15 protein-coding genes are annotated in these 15,687 nt (G+C 45.7%); 9 read left to right on the top strand and 6 right to left on the bottom strand.

Features of this window, described 5'->3' with window-relative positions; all coding sequences use genetic code 11:
* The 6 genes from FHS56_RS02870 (at window position 1) to FHS56_RS02895 (ending at window position 6,401) form a co-directional block, all read left to right on the top strand.
* The gene (locus FHS56_RS02870; protein WP_166918370.1) at window positions 1-1,221 is read left to right on the top strand and encodes an NADH:ubiquinone reductase (Na(+)-transporting) subunit B; all 1,221 of its coding nucleotides are present in this window, start codon (window positions 1-3) and stop codon (window positions 1,219-1,221) included.
* Window positions 1,208-1,936, top strand: coding sequence for an NADH:ubiquinone reductase (Na(+)-transporting) subunit C (gene nqrC / locus FHS56_RS02875; protein WP_166918371.1), 729 nt, complete (start codon window positions 1,208-1,210; stop codon window positions 1,934-1,936). Before FHS56_RS02870 ends, nqrC begins: the two co-directional genes overlap by 14 nt.
* A gap of 4 nt (window positions 1,937-1,940) precedes the next feature.
* Complete coding sequence (locus FHS56_RS02880) at window positions 1,941-2,609, top strand: NADH:ubiquinone reductase (Na(+)-transporting) subunit D (RefSeq protein ID WP_166918372.1); 669 nt, start codon at window positions 1,941-1,943, stop codon at window positions 2,607-2,609.
* A 16-nt stretch (window positions 2,610-2,625) separates the two neighbouring features.
* Window positions 2,626-3,234 (top strand): NADH:ubiquinone reductase (Na(+)-transporting) subunit E, encoded by a 609-nt coding sequence (gene nqrE / locus FHS56_RS02885; protein WP_166918373.1) that lies wholly within the window; start codon window positions 2,626-2,628, stop codon window positions 3,232-3,234.
* 161 nt (window positions 3,235-3,395) lie between these two features.
* Window positions 3,396-5,162 (top strand): membrane protein insertase YidC, encoded by a 1,767-nt coding sequence (yidC, locus tag FHS56_RS02890; protein WP_166918374.1) that lies wholly within the window; start codon window positions 3,396-3,398, stop codon window positions 5,160-5,162.
* Between the two features lie 84 nt (window positions 5,163-5,246).
* The gene (locus FHS56_RS02895) at window positions 5,247-6,401 is read left to right on the top strand and encodes an ABC transporter substrate-binding protein (protein WP_166918375.1); all 1,155 of its coding nucleotides are present in this window, start codon (window positions 5,247-5,249) and stop codon (window positions 6,399-6,401) included.
* 49 nt (window positions 6,402-6,450) lie between these two features.
* Here FHS56_RS02895 and FHS56_RS02900 read toward each other — a convergent pair whose 3' ends face one another.
* A complete protein-coding gene (locus FHS56_RS02900; RefSeq protein ID WP_166918376.1) occupies window positions 6,451-7,260 on the bottom strand; it encodes a T9SS type A sorting domain-containing protein in 810 nt (269 codons plus the stop codon).
* A gap of 234 nt (window positions 7,261-7,494) precedes the next feature.
* The gene (locus FHS56_RS02905) at window positions 7,495-8,715 is read right to left on the bottom strand and encodes an ABC transporter permease (protein WP_166918377.1); all 1,221 of its coding nucleotides are present in this window, start codon (window positions 8,713-8,715) and stop codon (window positions 7,495-7,497) included.
* Window positions 8,716-8,896: 181 nt separating this feature from the next.
* Between FHS56_RS02905 and FHS56_RS02910 the strand changes: the two genes are divergently transcribed.
* Window positions 8,897-10,135 carry an asparagine synthetase B gene (locus FHS56_RS02910; protein ID WP_394352666.1) on the top strand — a complete coding sequence of 413 codons (1,239 nt, stop codon included), beginning with the start codon at window positions 8,897-8,899 and terminating at the stop codon, window positions 10,133-10,135.
* Window positions 10,136-10,450: 315 nt separating this feature from the next.
* On the opposite strand, the gene FHS56_RS02915 is transcribed toward FHS56_RS02910, so the two are convergent.
* Window positions 10,451-11,320 (bottom strand): universal stress protein, encoded by an 870-nt coding sequence (locus FHS56_RS02915; protein WP_166918378.1) that lies wholly within the window; start codon window positions 11,318-11,320, stop codon window positions 10,451-10,453.
* Window positions 11,321-11,499: 179 nt separating this feature from the next.
* Here FHS56_RS02915 and FHS56_RS02920 point away from each other — a divergent pair, with 179 nt between their 5' ends.
* Window positions 11,500-11,907, top strand: a complete 408-nt coding sequence (locus FHS56_RS02920; RefSeq protein WP_166918379.1) for a YbjN domain-containing protein — start codon at window positions 11,500-11,502, stop codon at window positions 11,905-11,907.
* Window positions 11,908-11,961: 54 nt separating this feature from the next.
* On the opposite strand, the gene mscL is transcribed toward FHS56_RS02920, so the two are convergent.
* The 3 genes from mscL to FHS56_RS02935 form a co-directional block, all read right to left on the bottom strand.
* Window positions 11,962-12,369, bottom strand: a complete 408-nt coding sequence (gene mscL, locus FHS56_RS02925) for a large-conductance mechanosensitive channel protein MscL (protein ID WP_166918380.1) — start codon at window positions 12,367-12,369, stop codon at window positions 11,962-11,964.
* Window positions 12,370-12,464: 95 nt separating this feature from the next.
* Window positions 12,465-13,802 (bottom strand): ABC transporter permease, encoded by a 1,338-nt coding sequence (locus FHS56_RS02930; protein ID WP_166918381.1) that lies wholly within the window; start codon window positions 13,800-13,802, stop codon window positions 12,465-12,467.
* Between the two features lie 28 nt (window positions 13,803-13,830).
* Window positions 13,831-14,730 (bottom strand): ABC transporter ATP-binding protein, encoded by a 900-nt coding sequence (locus FHS56_RS02935; RefSeq protein WP_166918382.1) that lies wholly within the window; start codon window positions 14,728-14,730, stop codon window positions 13,831-13,833.
* Window positions 14,731-14,826: 96 nt separating this feature from the next.
* On the opposite strand from FHS56_RS02935, the gene FHS56_RS02940 reads away from it, so the two are divergent.
* Window positions 14,827-15,657: a universal stress protein gene (locus FHS56_RS02940; protein ID WP_166918383.1), complete on the top strand. Its 831-nt coding sequence runs from the start codon at window positions 14,827-14,829 to the stop codon at window positions 15,655-15,657.
* The last annotated feature ends 30 nt before the right edge of the window (window positions 15,658-15,687 follow it).

Raw genomic sequence — 15,687 nt, forward strand, 5'->3', positions numbered from 1 at the left:
ATGATGTGGCTAAGAAAAAAGCTTGACCAAATCAAGCCTCTCTTTGAGAAAGACGGCAAGTTTGCCTCTTTGCATCCTGTTTTCGATGCCTTTGAGACCTTCCTTTTTGTGCCCAATCACACCACGGGTCCGCGTCAGGAGGTACACGTGCGCGATGCTATGGACCTTAAGCGTATGATGGTAACCGTGATTATAGCTTTGGTTCCCTGCCTACTTTTTGGCATGTGGAATGTAGGGCACCAAAAGGCACTGGCTACCGGCATAGCCATGACCGGATGGGAAAAGTTCCTCTTCGGATTGGAAAAAACCTTGCCTATCATCATCGTGTCTTATGTCGTAGGGCTTGGTATAGAATTCACTTTTGCCAGTATCCGCAAACACTCAGTAAACGAAGGCTTCTTGGTTACGGGCATGCTTATTCCCCTGGTGGTGCCTCCCACTATTCCCTTGTGGCAAGTGGCAGTAGCTACCGCCTTTGCCGTTGTCTTGGGCAAAGAGGTGTTTGGTGGCACCGGCATGAACGTGTTGAACGTGGCTCTTACTGCCCGCGCCTACCTCTATTTCGCACATCCCTCCGATATTGCCGGCTCGGGCATTTGGGTAGCTACTGAAAAACAAGCCACCGTTGATGGATACACCGGCGAAACAGCTTTGTCTGTTGCTGCCACCACTGCTTCTAAATTGAAAGAAGCAGGGCAGGCATTTTCTGCCGAAAGCGTGGTGCAGGCACTCAACGACTACATGGGAGGAATGTTCACCTTTAAAAACATGTTCTTGGGCACCATTCCCGGTTCCATAGGCGAAACCTCTACCCTGATGTGCTTAATTGGTGCGCTCATCTTGATTGCCACCGGTGTAGGAAGCTGGAAAATCATGGTTAGTGCCTTTGGGGGCGCCTACCTAACCGCTCTTTTCTTCAACGCCATTGCATCCGATGCCTACATGGCAATGCCTGCACACTATCATTTGGTGATGGGCGGCTTGGCTTTCGGTATTGTGTTCATGGCTACCGACCCTGTGTCTGCCGCACACACCGAAACAGGTAAGTGGATTTACGGTTTCTTGATTGGGGTCATTACCATCCTTATCCGGGTGCTGAACCCCGCCTACCCCGAAGGCATCATGTTGGCAATTCTGTTCATGAACGTGATGGCTCCGCTCATTGATTTTTATGTAGTAGAAGCAAACAAAAAAAGAAGATTAAGCCGTGCGACAGTCTAATTTATACCTCGTCATTTATGCCGCCGCTCTGACAGCCATCTGCGGTGCGCTGTTGGCTTTCACCTCCGAAAGCTTAAAACCCAAGCAGAAAGCCAACCAAGAAATAGAACGCAAGACCATCATTTTGAAGACAGCCGGGCTTGACCTTGCTCAGTGGTCTGACGTGCAAAAACTCTATGAGGAAAGAGTAAAAAGCTACGTAGTGAACTATGAAGGAAAAGTGGTGGAGGGCATCCATGCCGAAGCCGTAGAGGTAGCCAAAGAGTTCAAAAAGCCCGTAGAAGAGCGCCTGTTGCCTGTGTATGAGGTAAGCAACGAACAAGGCGAAGCGATTGCCTATGTGCTGCCCATGTATGGCAACGGTCTGTGGGATGCCATCTGGGGCTATATAGCCTTAGCACCAGACATGAACACCGTCGTAGGGGTAAGCTTCGACCACAAGAGTGAAACCCCCGGCTTGGGTGCTCGCATTACCACCGAAGAAGTACAGCAGCGCTTTGTAGGCAAGAAAATCTTCAATGAGAAAGACGAAATCGTGGGGGTAGAAATGCAAAAAGGCGAGGTGGGGAATGAAGCCTACGCCGACAAACCCCACAAAGTAGACGGCATGTCGGGCGCTACGCTTACCGGCAAGGGGGTCAATCAGATGATTTACGATTATATGAAAGCCTACGAGCGCTTCTTGCGTAGCAAACGTACAACCCAAAACGCTTAAAACTATGAGCACCGACGTAAAAGAAAAAAAAGTAGCAGTGCAAGAGAAAGAACCTCTTTTCTCTGCCAAAAACCGTAAGCTGATAACTGACCCGCTCGATGCCAAAAACCCTATCACTGTTCAGGTACTGGGCATTTGCTCGGCATTGGCGGTAACCGTGCAGCTCAAGCCTGCTTTAGTAATGGCTCTTTCGGTGATTGCCGTCATGGCACTTTCCAGCTTGTTCATCTCTTTGCTTCGCAATACCATACCTGCACGCATTCGTATCATCGTGCAGCTGGCAGTAGTGGCTACTGCCGTAACTTTGGTAAACGAAGTATTGAAAGCATTTGCCTACGATGTGTCCAAGCAGTTGTCTGTATTTGTGGGTTTGATTATTACGAACTGTATTGTGATGGGGCGTTTGGAAGCCTTCGCACTGGCAAACAAACCTTGGACCTCTGTGCTTGATGCCATCGGCAACGGCTTGGGATACGGTGTTATTCTGGTAATTGTAGCTTTCTTCCGCGAGTTGCTGGGTTCAGGCTCTCTGTTTGGCTACAAGCTATTCGAGGCTTTGGGCTTGTCTTATCCGGGCAACGGCTTGATGATGATTCCTGCCGGGGCTGCCATCACCTTGGGCATTGTGATTTGGGTGCAAAGATGGCGCAATGGTTATGTAGAAGAGGCTTAAAAAACGCGCAACAACTATGGATTTATTCGGCTTAGCAATACGTTCCGTTTTCGTAGAGAACATGATTTTTGCCTACTTCTTGGGCATGTGTTCCTACTTGGCTGTATCGAAGAAAGTAAAGACTGCCGTAGGCTTGGGCTTAGCAGTAACCTTTGTTTTGGGCATCACTGCCCCCCTCAACTGGCTTATCTATGAGTTCATTTTGAAAGAAGGTGCCCTTAAGTGGACCGGCATAGAAGCACTGGCTTCTGTGGACCTCTCTTTCCTTACTTTCATCGTATTCATTGCAGTGATTGCCGCCTTTGTGCAGCTGCTCGAGATGATTATCGAGAAAGTATCGCCTGCTTTGTATTCAGCATTGGGTATCTTCTTGCCCCTGATTGCGGTGAACTGCTCCATCTTGGGCGGTGGTCTGTTCATGATTAGCAAAGAGTTTAACTTTGCCGAAGCCAGCGTATATGGTGTAAGCTCCGGTCTGGGTTGGTTCTTGGCAGTAGTGGCTTTGGCTGCTATCCGCGAGCGCCTGAAATACTCCGATGTGCCTGCCCCCTTGCGTGGCTTGGGTATCACCTTCATCTTGGTGGGCTTGATGGCACTCGGCTTCTTGAGCTTTGCCGGCTTCTAAAAAGTCAATTGACTTACTCATTACAGCAACACAAAAAAGGGCAGAGCCCATGTGCGCTCTGCCTTTCTTATTTAGCCCTGCCCTTTGTCCTTTTCCATTCATAGCTTATTACGTCGAATTGCCTATCTTTGCAGCAAATTTTTAGTAAAGAGAAAATCGTTATGGATAGAAACCAGTTTATCGGCTTGGTACTGATTTTTGTACTTACATTTGTTTACTTTCAGTACATAGCCCCTCCACCAGAGGAAATAGCCCTAAGTGACACCACCCAAGTAGAAACCCCAGAGGCTACTGCCTCTGACAGCGCTCCTGCCGCCGATGAACAACTTATTCCCACTGCTTTTAGTCAACTACAAAACGACAGCCTGCCCACCCAAGAGATTGTATTTGAAAATGAGGTGCTACGCATTCAAATGAGCAGCCGGGGTGGCTATCCTCAAAGTGTAGAGCTGAAGCACTACAAGACATACGCCGGTGAGCCTTTGTTCTTGCTGGTACCCCAATACCAAAAACGTCGTTTCATTGTGAATACACGCCATGGGGCTCTCGACTTATCGCAGCTTCATTACAGCGTGAAAAAACAAGATAAGCAAGAACTGGTCTTAGAAGCTATTTTGGGTGAAGGCAAGCGCATCGTGCAAACCTATCGTTTCCGTCAAGATGTACCTTATTTGTTAGACTACAGCTTGCGCAGCGAGGGGCTTGAACAAGACCTTTTGGCGGGCATTGCCTTCGACTGGCAGGCAAGCATGTTGAACACAGAAAAGGACGTAACCCTCAGTCGCAGCAAAGCAACAGTGAACTACTATACTACCGAAGGAGGCTTCGATGGGCTGAATGAAATGAGCTCCGAAGCAAAGGAAGAAAGTATTGCTTCCCCTATTGTATGGACCAGCTTTAAACAGCAGTTCTTTAGCGCTGCTATCATTCATCCGGCGGCTTCCTTCCAAAAAGCGCAGTTGTTTGTAGCTCCTCCCGCCGACGAAAACAGCAGTATAGTGAAGCATTATGGCATGCGCTGGGAAAGTGCACAAAAACTTAGCTCGCTTGACTTCCAATTGTTCTTTGGACCTAACAAAGTGCCCATCCTCTCAAAAGTAGGTTACGATTTCGAGAAAAACGTTTATTTGGGTTGGTCACTGTTTCGCTGGATTAACCGTTACATCATCATCCCCATTTTCAACTTCCTTGAGCAGTTTATCGATAATTATGGACTTATCATCATCTTGCTGGTACTTATCATCAAAACAGCTCTTTTCCCGCTTACTTATCGTTCTTACATAGGAATGGGCAAAATGAAAGTGCTGCAGCCCGAGATTCAAGCGCTCAAAGAAAAATACAGCGACCCACAAGAGCTACAGATGGCACAAATGGAACTGTTCCGGCAAGTGGGTGTAAACCCGCTGAGCGGCTGCCTGCCCATGTTGCTTCAAATGCCCATCTTGTTTGCCATGTTCATGTTCTTTCCCAACGCCATAGAGCTGCGGCAGAAAGCCTTCTTGTGGGCAGAAGACCTCTCTACCTACGACTCCATACTTAACCTACCCTTCAACATTCCTTTCTACGGCGACCATGTCAGCTTGTTTACTTTGCTCATGACCCTTTCAAGCATAGCTTATGCTTACTACAGCAGTCAAAACACTGCCAGCAGCCAAGCCGGTCCTATGCAATATATGGGCTACTTCATGCCTATCGTATTTATGTTTGTGCTGAACTCTTACCCTTCCGGTTTGAGCTTTTATTATTTCTGCTCCAATATCATTACCATCGGGCAACAGTTGATAATCCGTCGCTTTGTAGATGACGAAAAGATTCTTGCCATTCTGGAAGAGAACAAGAAAAAACAAAAAAATGGTGGCAAGCAGTCTTCTTTCCAAAAACGCTTGGAAGAGGCAATGCGCAAAGCACAACAAGCCAAGAAAAAATAAACAAATACCACTTGAATTGCATACCATCCTTGTCTTTTCAAGGGTGGTTTTTTTATTATGCACTCCCGTAAAACTACACGCAATATGAGACGTCTCTTTTACCTCATTGCCCTCTGCAGCTTTGCCCTCGCTTGCCTATGGCAGTGCACAATGCCGGAAAAAGAACAACAAACGCATGTCTCCCACAATGCATTGCCCGAGATAGAAACACAGTATGCGCACTTCCACCTGACAAAGTTGAATGAAGATGCTTATTTGCTTGTTTTGGGCAACACATCCAACGACAGTACAAAGCTGTATTATGTACTCTCCTACAGCTCCCAAATACCGGAAGCGTACAAAGGGCTACCCCTCATTCATCTGCCCGTACAAAACATTGGCGTGCGCTCAACTACACACCTCGGCTTTCTGAAAGCATTGAATGCTGCCTGCCCCCCTTTTTTGAAAGCTATACCGGATACAACTTATATCTTCGATAGCTCATTGCGACAAATGGCAGCACAAGGTAAATTCATCATTCTACAAGAAGAAACATTGCCCTTAGAGACAATTGCTCGCCACTGTCGTTTGCTGCTGGTATCTTCGCCGCTCAATGCTGCCGAAGCTGAAAAACTTGCCCGTTTGGGGGTAGTTTCCCTGCCCATTCTCGAATGGATGGAAACGCATCCACTGGCACAAACCGAGTGGATTAAGCTGTTTGGGATACTTACAGGCAAGACGCAGGAGGCGCAAAGGTACTTCGAACACATTACACAGGCTTATATCACCCTGCGTGACTCTGTTGCCCAGCAACTTGCCCGTGTCCCTCGCCCTCTGGTCATTACTGGCTTGCCGTTTCGGGGGCAGTGGTACGTAGCCGGCGGGCAAAGCTTCATGGCTCAGTTCATACAAGACGCAGGAGGCGCATATTACTGGCAAAAAATTCCCCAAACAGGAAGCTTGCCCATTGCTTTCGAAAAAGTCTATGAAGCAGGCTTAAAAGCCGATGTATGGCTACACCCCGGACAGGCACGCAGCCGGCAAGAAATAACCAACGCCGACCCCCGCCTGCAAGACTTCAAGTCATGGCAAGGAGGACATGTATTCAACCGCACGCGACGCCTCTCACCTACCGGTGGCAATGACTACTGGGAACAAGGCGTAGTAGAACCACACATCATTCTCGCCGACATGGTAAAAGCCTTACATCCCAAGCTTTTGCCCCGCCATACATGGAAATACTATGAACAACTGCCTTAAAAAAACAAAAAGGGGGCTTCCCCCCCTTTCCTACTCTCATTTCAATGAGTTACTTCTTCAAGAAACGGTCGGTCTTGTCATCGAAGTGAACAATATATACTCCCTGTGGCAAGCTACTGATATCTACAAACTTGCCATTTCCTTGCAAAAGCACATTGCCCTTCATATCGGTAATTTTGTAATTGACCGACTGGGTAAAATAAATTTTAGTGCTGGCATTTTTAGGATAAAAGCGCACCTCTTCGGCAGACTTGCGGTACACCAGCTCAGGCGAATAATATACCCGCCCATCGAGCTCCTGATGACGGATGCGATAGCGGTTTATGCCAGTATGATGCTGTATGGGCACCGTATAGCTCCCCTCGCCATTGCTGCCTCGTGCCGTGATGATGCGTACGGTCAGCCAGTTGTTGTTCATGAACTTTTGGATGTAATAAGTGCTGTTGGACGACTCGCCGGCAGCAGTCCAGTGCAAAGTATTTTCATCTACGGAATAAGTTACAAACTGAAAGTCAGCATCTCCTCGTATAGCATCAGGATTGATAATTTTAGGTTTGCAACCCTGTGCATGAACAATCTTAATAATCACCGGACTGTTCATAGGCACCGACGAAAGGTCTATCTCGAAAGATGAAGCCCGAGGCTCAACAATTACTTGTTGGTCGTTCACATAAACCGACTGGGTGCAATAGCGGCTGCGATCGGGGGTAAAAGGATTTTGCACATAAAGGTTGCGCCCTTTGTAAACTCCACTTATGGTAAATGATACATTTTCCTGCGCGTGCGCAAAGGAAAATGCGGCTATCCAGAACAGCAGTCCCCCTATTAAAAAGCGATAGTGTAACACTATATCAGCCATTCATTCTACAAGATCAAAATACAAAGCTTTACTTTTTAAGTATTTATTGCATTTGTACAAATTAGAAAAAAAAAATATTCCCAAGCAAGCACATTGCTATTCTTCCTTATACAAATTTAGCAATACGCTCTCGGAATAGGTGTAAATATTGTACTTACATTAAATGTATGCACCAACGTTTTTCTTATCCTTGCACAAAAGATTGCAGCAGGGCAGCATATACTTACATGGAGGTTACTCATAACGCAAGGCTTCGATGGGGTCCAAGCGCGAAGCTTTGTAAGAAGGATAAAAACCGGCAGCCACTCCCACCACTGCACAAACCGTAACCCCAAGCAACATAGCTCCCCAAGGTACAATGAAAACATCAATTTCCATCAGGCGGGCAACTCCATTGCCGATGAGCAAACCCATAATAATGCCGGCAATTCCCCCCAGCTGGCAGATGGCAATGGCTTCTAACAAAAACTGCCATTGTATTTGACGCGGAGTAGCACCAATGGCTTTTCGAGTACCTATTTCGCGGGTACGTTCCGTTACCGACACCAGCATGATATTCATCAAACCTACCGAAGCCCCTAAGAGAGTAATAAAACTGATTACTCCACCGCCTATGCTCAAATACCCCGTAATTTTACTCAACTCTTCTGCCAGCGTTTCATTACGCTCTATCTGAAAAGATGAGGGTGCCCCCACACGGTCATTGCGGATACGGCGCATCAACATCTCCGCCTCTGCCATCACCGATTCAAACTCTTCGGGGCGATACACCTGTACGGTTACCGTGAAGGTGGGTTCAGAAGAGAAAAGTATGCGTGCGTTGGTCAAAGGGATGATGATGCTGCGGTCAAGAGAACCGCCCCCCATATCACTGCCTCGTTTTTCCAATACGCCCACTACCTTGTAGCTACGCCCCAGCACACGTATATTTTTGTTGATGGGGTCTTCCTTATCGAACAAAGTTTGGGCTATTTCACTGCCAATCAAAGCCACATACTGCCCATTTTCCATCTCTTGCTCGGTAAACAAACGCCCTTTGGCTGTCTGCACATCTTGTTGTTTGAGATAATCGACATTAGAACCCACCACCTGAATGTTAGGATTTGTCTTTTGTGAGCGGTACTTGGCTTCTGCCGAAAACGATAATACTGTTGAAATAGCCACCGTTCCTTTGTCTTTCATCATGGCTTCGAACTGTAGCACTTCATGATAGCGCAAAGGCGGAGCTACTTTCCGCATCCGCTCCCATCTTCCAACTTCGGTATTGATTGTAAAAGAATTAGCACCTAACGATGCCAAGTTGCTGTTTACCGAGTTATCGATGGCACTGATAGCCGTAAGAATACCTACCAAAGCGGTAATGCCGATGGCGATAATTGCCGCAGTTAAAATTGCCCGTAAACGGTTACTCAATACCGAGCGAACAGCTTCTCTTATATATTCTACCTTCTCCATAAAATGATATGCGCTTTACAATGGTTTCTTAAAAATAAACTTTCGAAGTGTGTGGCTTGTTTTTACAAGCAGAACGCTCTAATTTAAAGGAATCATATATTTCAGACGCAAAAAATACAAAGCAATGGCAACACCGATGGCTTTTCTATATAAAAAGCAGCTCATGCAAGGGATTTTGCTGATGTGTTTCCTATCAATACAAACGACAATTTACGCCAACCGTATTTTTGTCCCTATGGACGAAACCCAAAAAAACCACCTGAAAGCCTATGGTGTAGCTTATTGGGTGTTGTCGCAGGGCTTCGAAATCGAATGGCTGCTCAACTACAAAGGGGGGAGCTTTGTATTGCCCGCAGCTACTGCCATTGAAAACCGCCTACTTTCACGCAACGTAAGCTACCGTGTCATATCCGAAGCCGAATATAATGAGATAGTAGCCTTCATCAGTCGCCCCGATGTGAATATGGATGTAATGAAATTAGAAAAAGCCCCCAAAATTGCTGTCTATTCTCCCAAAAGCAAACAACCATGGGACGACGCCGTAACCTTAGCGCTCACCTATGCCGAAATTTCCTATGACGTCATTTTTGACGACGAGGTTCTACAAGGCAAACTCATAGAATACGATTGGCTACACCTCCACCACGAAGATTTCACTGGGCAATACGGTAAGTTTTATGCCGCTTACCGTAACCAACCGTGGTATATTCAGCAACAAAATGAGTTTGAGGCTACTGCCCGGCGCTATGGTTTTAAAAAAGTATCACAGCTGAAATTGGCAGTAGTCAAACGTATTCGAGAATATGTTGCCGGCGGCGGTTTTCTCTTCGCTATGTGTTCGGCTACCGATACTTACGATATTGCCTTGGCAGCCGATGGGGTTGATATCTGCGAGTCGATGTATGACGGCGACCCTGCCGACCCCAATGCCCAGTCGAAGCTTAACTTCAGCAACTGCTTTGCTTTTCAGAACTTTACTTTGGTGATGAATCCCTACCAGTATGAATATTCAAACATAGACAACCAAAGTTATGAGCGTGGGGTAACCGAAGAGAATGACTATTTTACCCTTTTTCAATTCTCTGCCAAATGGGACCCAATCCCTACCATGCTCACACAAAACCACGTGCATGTAATCAAAGGGTTCATGGGGCAAACCACTGCCTACAAAAAACAGCTCATCAAACCCGATGTGGTCATTATGGGCGAAAACAAAGCCATCGGCGAAGCGCGCTACATCCACGGGGTGCATGGCAAAGGTTTCTGGACGTTTTACGGCGGGCACGACCCTGAAGATTACCAGCATTTTGTATATGAAGAGCCCACAGACTTAAGCCTTTATCCCAACTCGCCCGGCTACCGTCTTATTTTGAACAATGTATTGTTTCCTGCTGCTAAGAAAAAGAAAAAGAAAACCTAAAAGCAGCATCCACTCACTACATGTTGCGGTATTGCTGCGTGGTAGCCAAACCTAATAAGCACAAACTCTTGGCTTATCTCTATCTTTTGTAGTGGTGTTAGGTCTACAGCCATCCTGCTCACGTTGGCATTGCCCACCTCATCCAAAAGCATACCGCCAATGATGTAGAGTTGCTGCGAAATAAAAAATTGTTTTTGCTACTTCGCAACCACCGCAACGAATCTAACCAAATACCTGCTAAAGGTTGATTACAGCCTTCCTATTTAGGAAGAAAAAAGCCCGGAGGCTATGCAAATCAACCTTAGCTGGATGGTCTCAGCCGTGTGATTTCTGTTTTTTCAAGTTAAAAGTAAGCACTGAGCGATGAGCATGCTCCACTACATCCTCAGCTATGCTACCCAAAAAAAGGTGTGAAATGCCCCGCCGCTGATGTGTGGGAACGACTATGAGGTCAGCCTGTACGTCATCGGCAAAGTTCACAATACCTTCATCTTGACTCACATCACAATATACATGCAAAGAAGCATTCAGTTCATAACGCTCAATGAAGCGCTGGTATGCCTGCTCTATTTCCCGGCTTGTCATAAAGTCTGTGGGTGTATTGACACGCAACAAAAGCAAGTCCGCCTGCAATATTTCCTGCCAATACTTCAGTTCTTTCACAGCCACCTCCGATTCCTCGTCGAAACCTGTTGCAAACAGCATTTTGCGCACGCGATTAGGAGCAAAATCGCTTTTAATCACAAATACGGGACAAGCGGCATGGCGCACCACTTTGTCGGTCGTAGAGCCAATGAGTGTACCTTCCAAGGCATCGGCACCTCGCCCCCCTATCATAATACAGTCGGGTTGCTCTTCTTGCTCATATTCCATAATAATGGGATAAGCACGCCCTACCTCCACCACAATACGGTGCGATACCTTTTGCACCATGTCGCCCATTTCTTCCAACACCCGTTTCAATTCATCCTGCGCCCGCTCTACCATATGCTGATGAAGCTCTTGTTCAATCAGGTTGTTTTCGGTGGTAAAAACTAAGGGTGCATAAAAAGTAGTAGGCATTACTTCCATTACATGTAAAAGCACGACCTCTGCCCCCGTATGCTCTGCCAGACGAAAGGCTGCACGCAAAGCGTGGTTGGCATAGTCGGAAAAGTCTGTGGGTACAAGTATTTTTTTCAACATAAGCATTTACCTTTTGGCTTTTTCATGAATTTAATAAAAAAGGATGCACCTTCTTTCAAAAGACAAGAAAAAAAAGAAAAAAACACGACGACATAAATTTGCACAATTCCTTTATTTTCATTAGCTTACTTTGAATATAGTATGCTCATTCGCCCTAAACTCAAAACAGTAAGAATACTATGGACAAGTTAACATTAGAAAAAACCATACGCAGTATCACCGAAGAACTCGACGGAAACACCTTAGACTACTCAGACAATAACATCATTGCAACCATCCCGTTGCCAGAGGGGCGCTTTCAAAGCATCACGACCTATTTGTTTGAAAACCCAAACGGAAGCAAAACCATAGAGTTCGCTTCGCGTGTTTGTGATGCCGACACACCCGGCATTGATTATCGTCACTGCTTGGAGGTAAACCGAGACTTGGTTTACTCTAAAGTCATCATACAAGATGGCTATATCCAATTGGCTGCATCGATACTCGTGGAACATGCCACAAGAGACATCATCAAAGACATCATTGTTGAGATAGCCCAAAAAGCCGATGATTTGGAAATGGAGCTAACCGGTGCAGATATGCACTAAGCTCACCCAATCATAGAAACAAAGGGAGGATTTTATGCATCCTCCCTTTTGTATTTATGCCTTGTTCTTGTTTTTAAGCGCATCGCGTATTTCACGCAATAGCAACACTTCTTCGGAAGGCTTTGGCGGCGGCTCTGCTTTTTCCTCTTTCTTTTGAAAACGGCTGTAAAACCTCACAATGACAAAGACAGAGAAAGCAATGATAAGAAAATCCACGATGGTTTGTATGAAGGCACCGTAATTCAGGGTAACGGCTGCCTGCTCCTCGGTTGCCTCTTTGAGTGTCCATTTCAAATCAACAAAATTGGTATTTCCTAAAAGCAAGCCAATGGGGGGCATGAGAATGTCATTCACCAAAGAGCTGACAATCTTGTTAAAAGCAGCTCCTACAATTACAGCAACGGCTAAGTCCAACACATTGCCACGTGCGATGAACTTTTTGAATTCTTTGAGCATAATCATCGGTTTTTTTCAAGTATTACACTTTGTAATTTTTCTTTTTGTCTGTTTTTCGTTCCAAGCAGCCTCTCACCCATTGGCGCGTATATCAGGCTGAACTAAAAACTTTTGAGCAACCATTTCCACAAATCTTTATATGAGGGCTTCTTACCATATGAAAGGATACCAATACGATAGATACGGGCAGCCAGCCAAGTGATAATCAGAAAGCCTGCCACCAAGCAAGCCATCGAGAGCAGCAGTTCCCAAGCAGGCACACCATAAGGCAAGCGCACTACCATAATCACCGGTGAGGTGAGCGGAATCATAGACAACCAGAAAGCCAACTGACTATACGGGTCATTCAGTACAATTTGTGCCATGATGAAAGCCAATATCAAAGGGATAGTTACAGGCAAGGTAAATTGTTGCGCATCGGTCTCGCTATCAACTGCTGCCCCTATAGCAGCAAACAAGGCGCTGTAGAGGAAATAGCCGCCCATAAAGTAGAACAAAAAGCCAAAGATAAGTTGGAAGAGGTTTATATCAAGAATAGTTTGCAAAATACTTCCTACTCCCCCTGCTGCCGCCGTATGCGAGGTTTCTGGTGCTGTAACGCCAGCTTGGGCATTAGACTGCATGGCAGTTGCCCACTCAGTAGGCATCAAAACCGTAGCCAGCTGAATCAAGACAACGGTAAGCACAATCCACAGACCAAACTGCAACAAACCCACCAGACCTACCCCCAGCACTTTGCCCATCATCAGCTCTATAGGACGCAGGGTCGAGATGATGACTTCTACAATGCGGTTGGTTTTTTCTTCTATGACTCCACGCATCACCTGTGCTCCATAGATAAAGATAGACAGATAAATGACAAAAGAAAGGAAAATGCCAATACCAAAGAGTATTCCTGAGTTGGCTGCTTTTTCTTCCCCTTCTTTTGACAGCACCAAAGTATGTGTTTGCAATTGCACCTTGGTTTGCTCAAGCACTTCCTTGCTAATGCCTGCTTCCAGCAATCTTATTTCTTCTATGCGCCGCTGAATAAGCTTCACAATGCTATTTTCTTCTGCCAACGAAAGCGCTTTTTTCGAAACTACCCGCACACTCACTTGTGCGGTGTTGTTAGGTTGCGGTGCCATCAAATAAACCAACACGTCGGCTTTGTCATGAGCTTGGAACTGCTTGAAACGCTCTTGGTAGCTCCCGTCTATGATATTAAACACAACACTTTTAGAGCTGTCTATCTGCCCTTTTAGTAAATTGCTTTCATCTAAAATCATTACATGCATACCTTTCTCTTCCGAATCGGCATACATAACTACCAAAATGGGAGGTAGTATCATCAGCGCCACTATCAGCAAAGGCGATAAGAAGGTAGATATCCAAAATGCTTTGGTACGTACTCGCGTGCTGAACTCCCTATGAATAACGATGCCTATTTTTCCTAACATATTTTTTATGTCTGTTTTGAAGAGTGAATTAAGAAACTATCTTAATGAAGATGTCTTTCATAGAGGGCAACACTTCTTCGAAGTGAATTATCTGCCCCTTGTCAATAAGAAATTGCAACAAATCATTGGGCTGCAGATGCTCTGCCCCCTGAATGCGGTATTCCCACAGTCCATCGTCTGCCTGCTTTTTCTCTAACAACTGAAAGCCTTCGGGCAACTGCTCTATGACTACGGGCATGTGCACCTCAAAGACGTGCTCTTTAAAACGGCGGCGGATTTCGCGTGTGGTGCCGTCCAGCACTTTGCGCGAGGCGTGCAACATGACCACATGACGACAGAGCTCCTCGACCGACTCCATGCGGTGCGTCGAAAGCATGATGGTGGTTCCTTGCCGGTTCAGTTCCAATATTTCTTCTTTCACTATTTCGGCATTGACGGGGTCAAAGCCAGAAAAAGGCTCATCTAAAATGACCAAACGAGGACGATGTAGCACTGTGGCAATAAACTGCACCTTTTGTTGCATTCCTTTTGAAAGCTCTTCTACCCTCTTTTTTCGCCACTTCATAAGGTCAAAACGCTCAAGCCAATGCCTGATTCTTATTTTGGCTTCCTTAGAGGGCACTCCTTTCAGGCGCGCCAAATAGAACAGGTGCTCTTCTACCTGCATTTTTTTATACAGTCCCCGTTCTTCAGGCAAATAGCCCATCTGCTCTAAGTGATGGCGCTCCATAGGTTGCCCGTCGAAGAGCACCTGCCCGGCATCCGGCAAAACTATTTGGTTGATAACACGAATCAAAGAGGTTTTACCAGCACCATTGGGACCCAACAAACCTACAATAGAGGCATGCGGCACCGTTATAGACACATCATCAAGAGCTACGTGCCCTTCGTAGGTTTTTTTGATGTGTTCTGCTTGCAATAATGTCATAGATTGTTTATTTAAAAAACGTTTTTTGACACTTGTCATTGCCTACATATGGCATGATTCTTTATCTTTAAACAAAAACTAAATATAGTACAAACCATGAAAAAGATACTAGTACCCACTGATTTTTCTGAGCACGCACAAAAAGCCTTGGATTTCGCTGTTTTTATAGCCCGGCGGTCAGGAGCTTCTCTTAGCCTACTTCATGCCTACCATATACCCTATCGCACCAGCGAATCTGTGATGGCATCAAATAAAATTTATGAAATACTCAAAGAAGATTCAGAAAAGAACTTGGCTGACTTGCAAGCAAAAATCAAAAAAGAACACCCTCAAATAGAAGTGGAAACCATATCGCACCGTGGCGATGTGAAAAACTTCATTACTAACAAAGCCAATGATTTTGATTTGATAGTCATGGGCACGAAAGGGGCGTCGGATTTTGAAAATGTAGTATTTGGCAGCACCACCGCCACCGTTCTAAACAATGCCCCATGCCCTGTGCTGGCGGTCCCTGTTCTAGCTCAGATTTCGCAAATCAATCGCTTGGCTTATGCCAGCAACTACGAAGCACACGACCTAGAAGTAATAGATAGGCTTTGTGAATTTGCGCTTATCTTCGGTGCGGAAATTCACGTTGTGCATTTTGTAGAACCCGAATTTGACGACTTCGAAGAGCTCATCCGCTATCGCGGCTTCGAGATAGTTGTTAAAGAGAAAATAGCATATCCCCATCTGTATGTACACAAAGTGGCAACCGAAGACTTCAATAAAGGGATGAGCGAATTTGCCGAGAAGCAAAATATAAGCCTACTGGCAATGCTCACCCATAAACGCAGCTTCTTGGAAAAATTGTTTTTACCAAGCCTGACAAAAGAGATTGTCATGCAATCGCCCATTCCAGTACTGGCATTTCGCAGCAATCATTAAAAATTTTTTGTTATATTATAGCTTAACACA

The sequence above is a fragment of the Thermonema lapsum genome (assembly GCF_011761635.1).
Lineage (GTDB): Bacteria > Bacteroidota > Bacteroidia > Cytophagales > Thermonemataceae > Thermonema > Thermonema lapsum.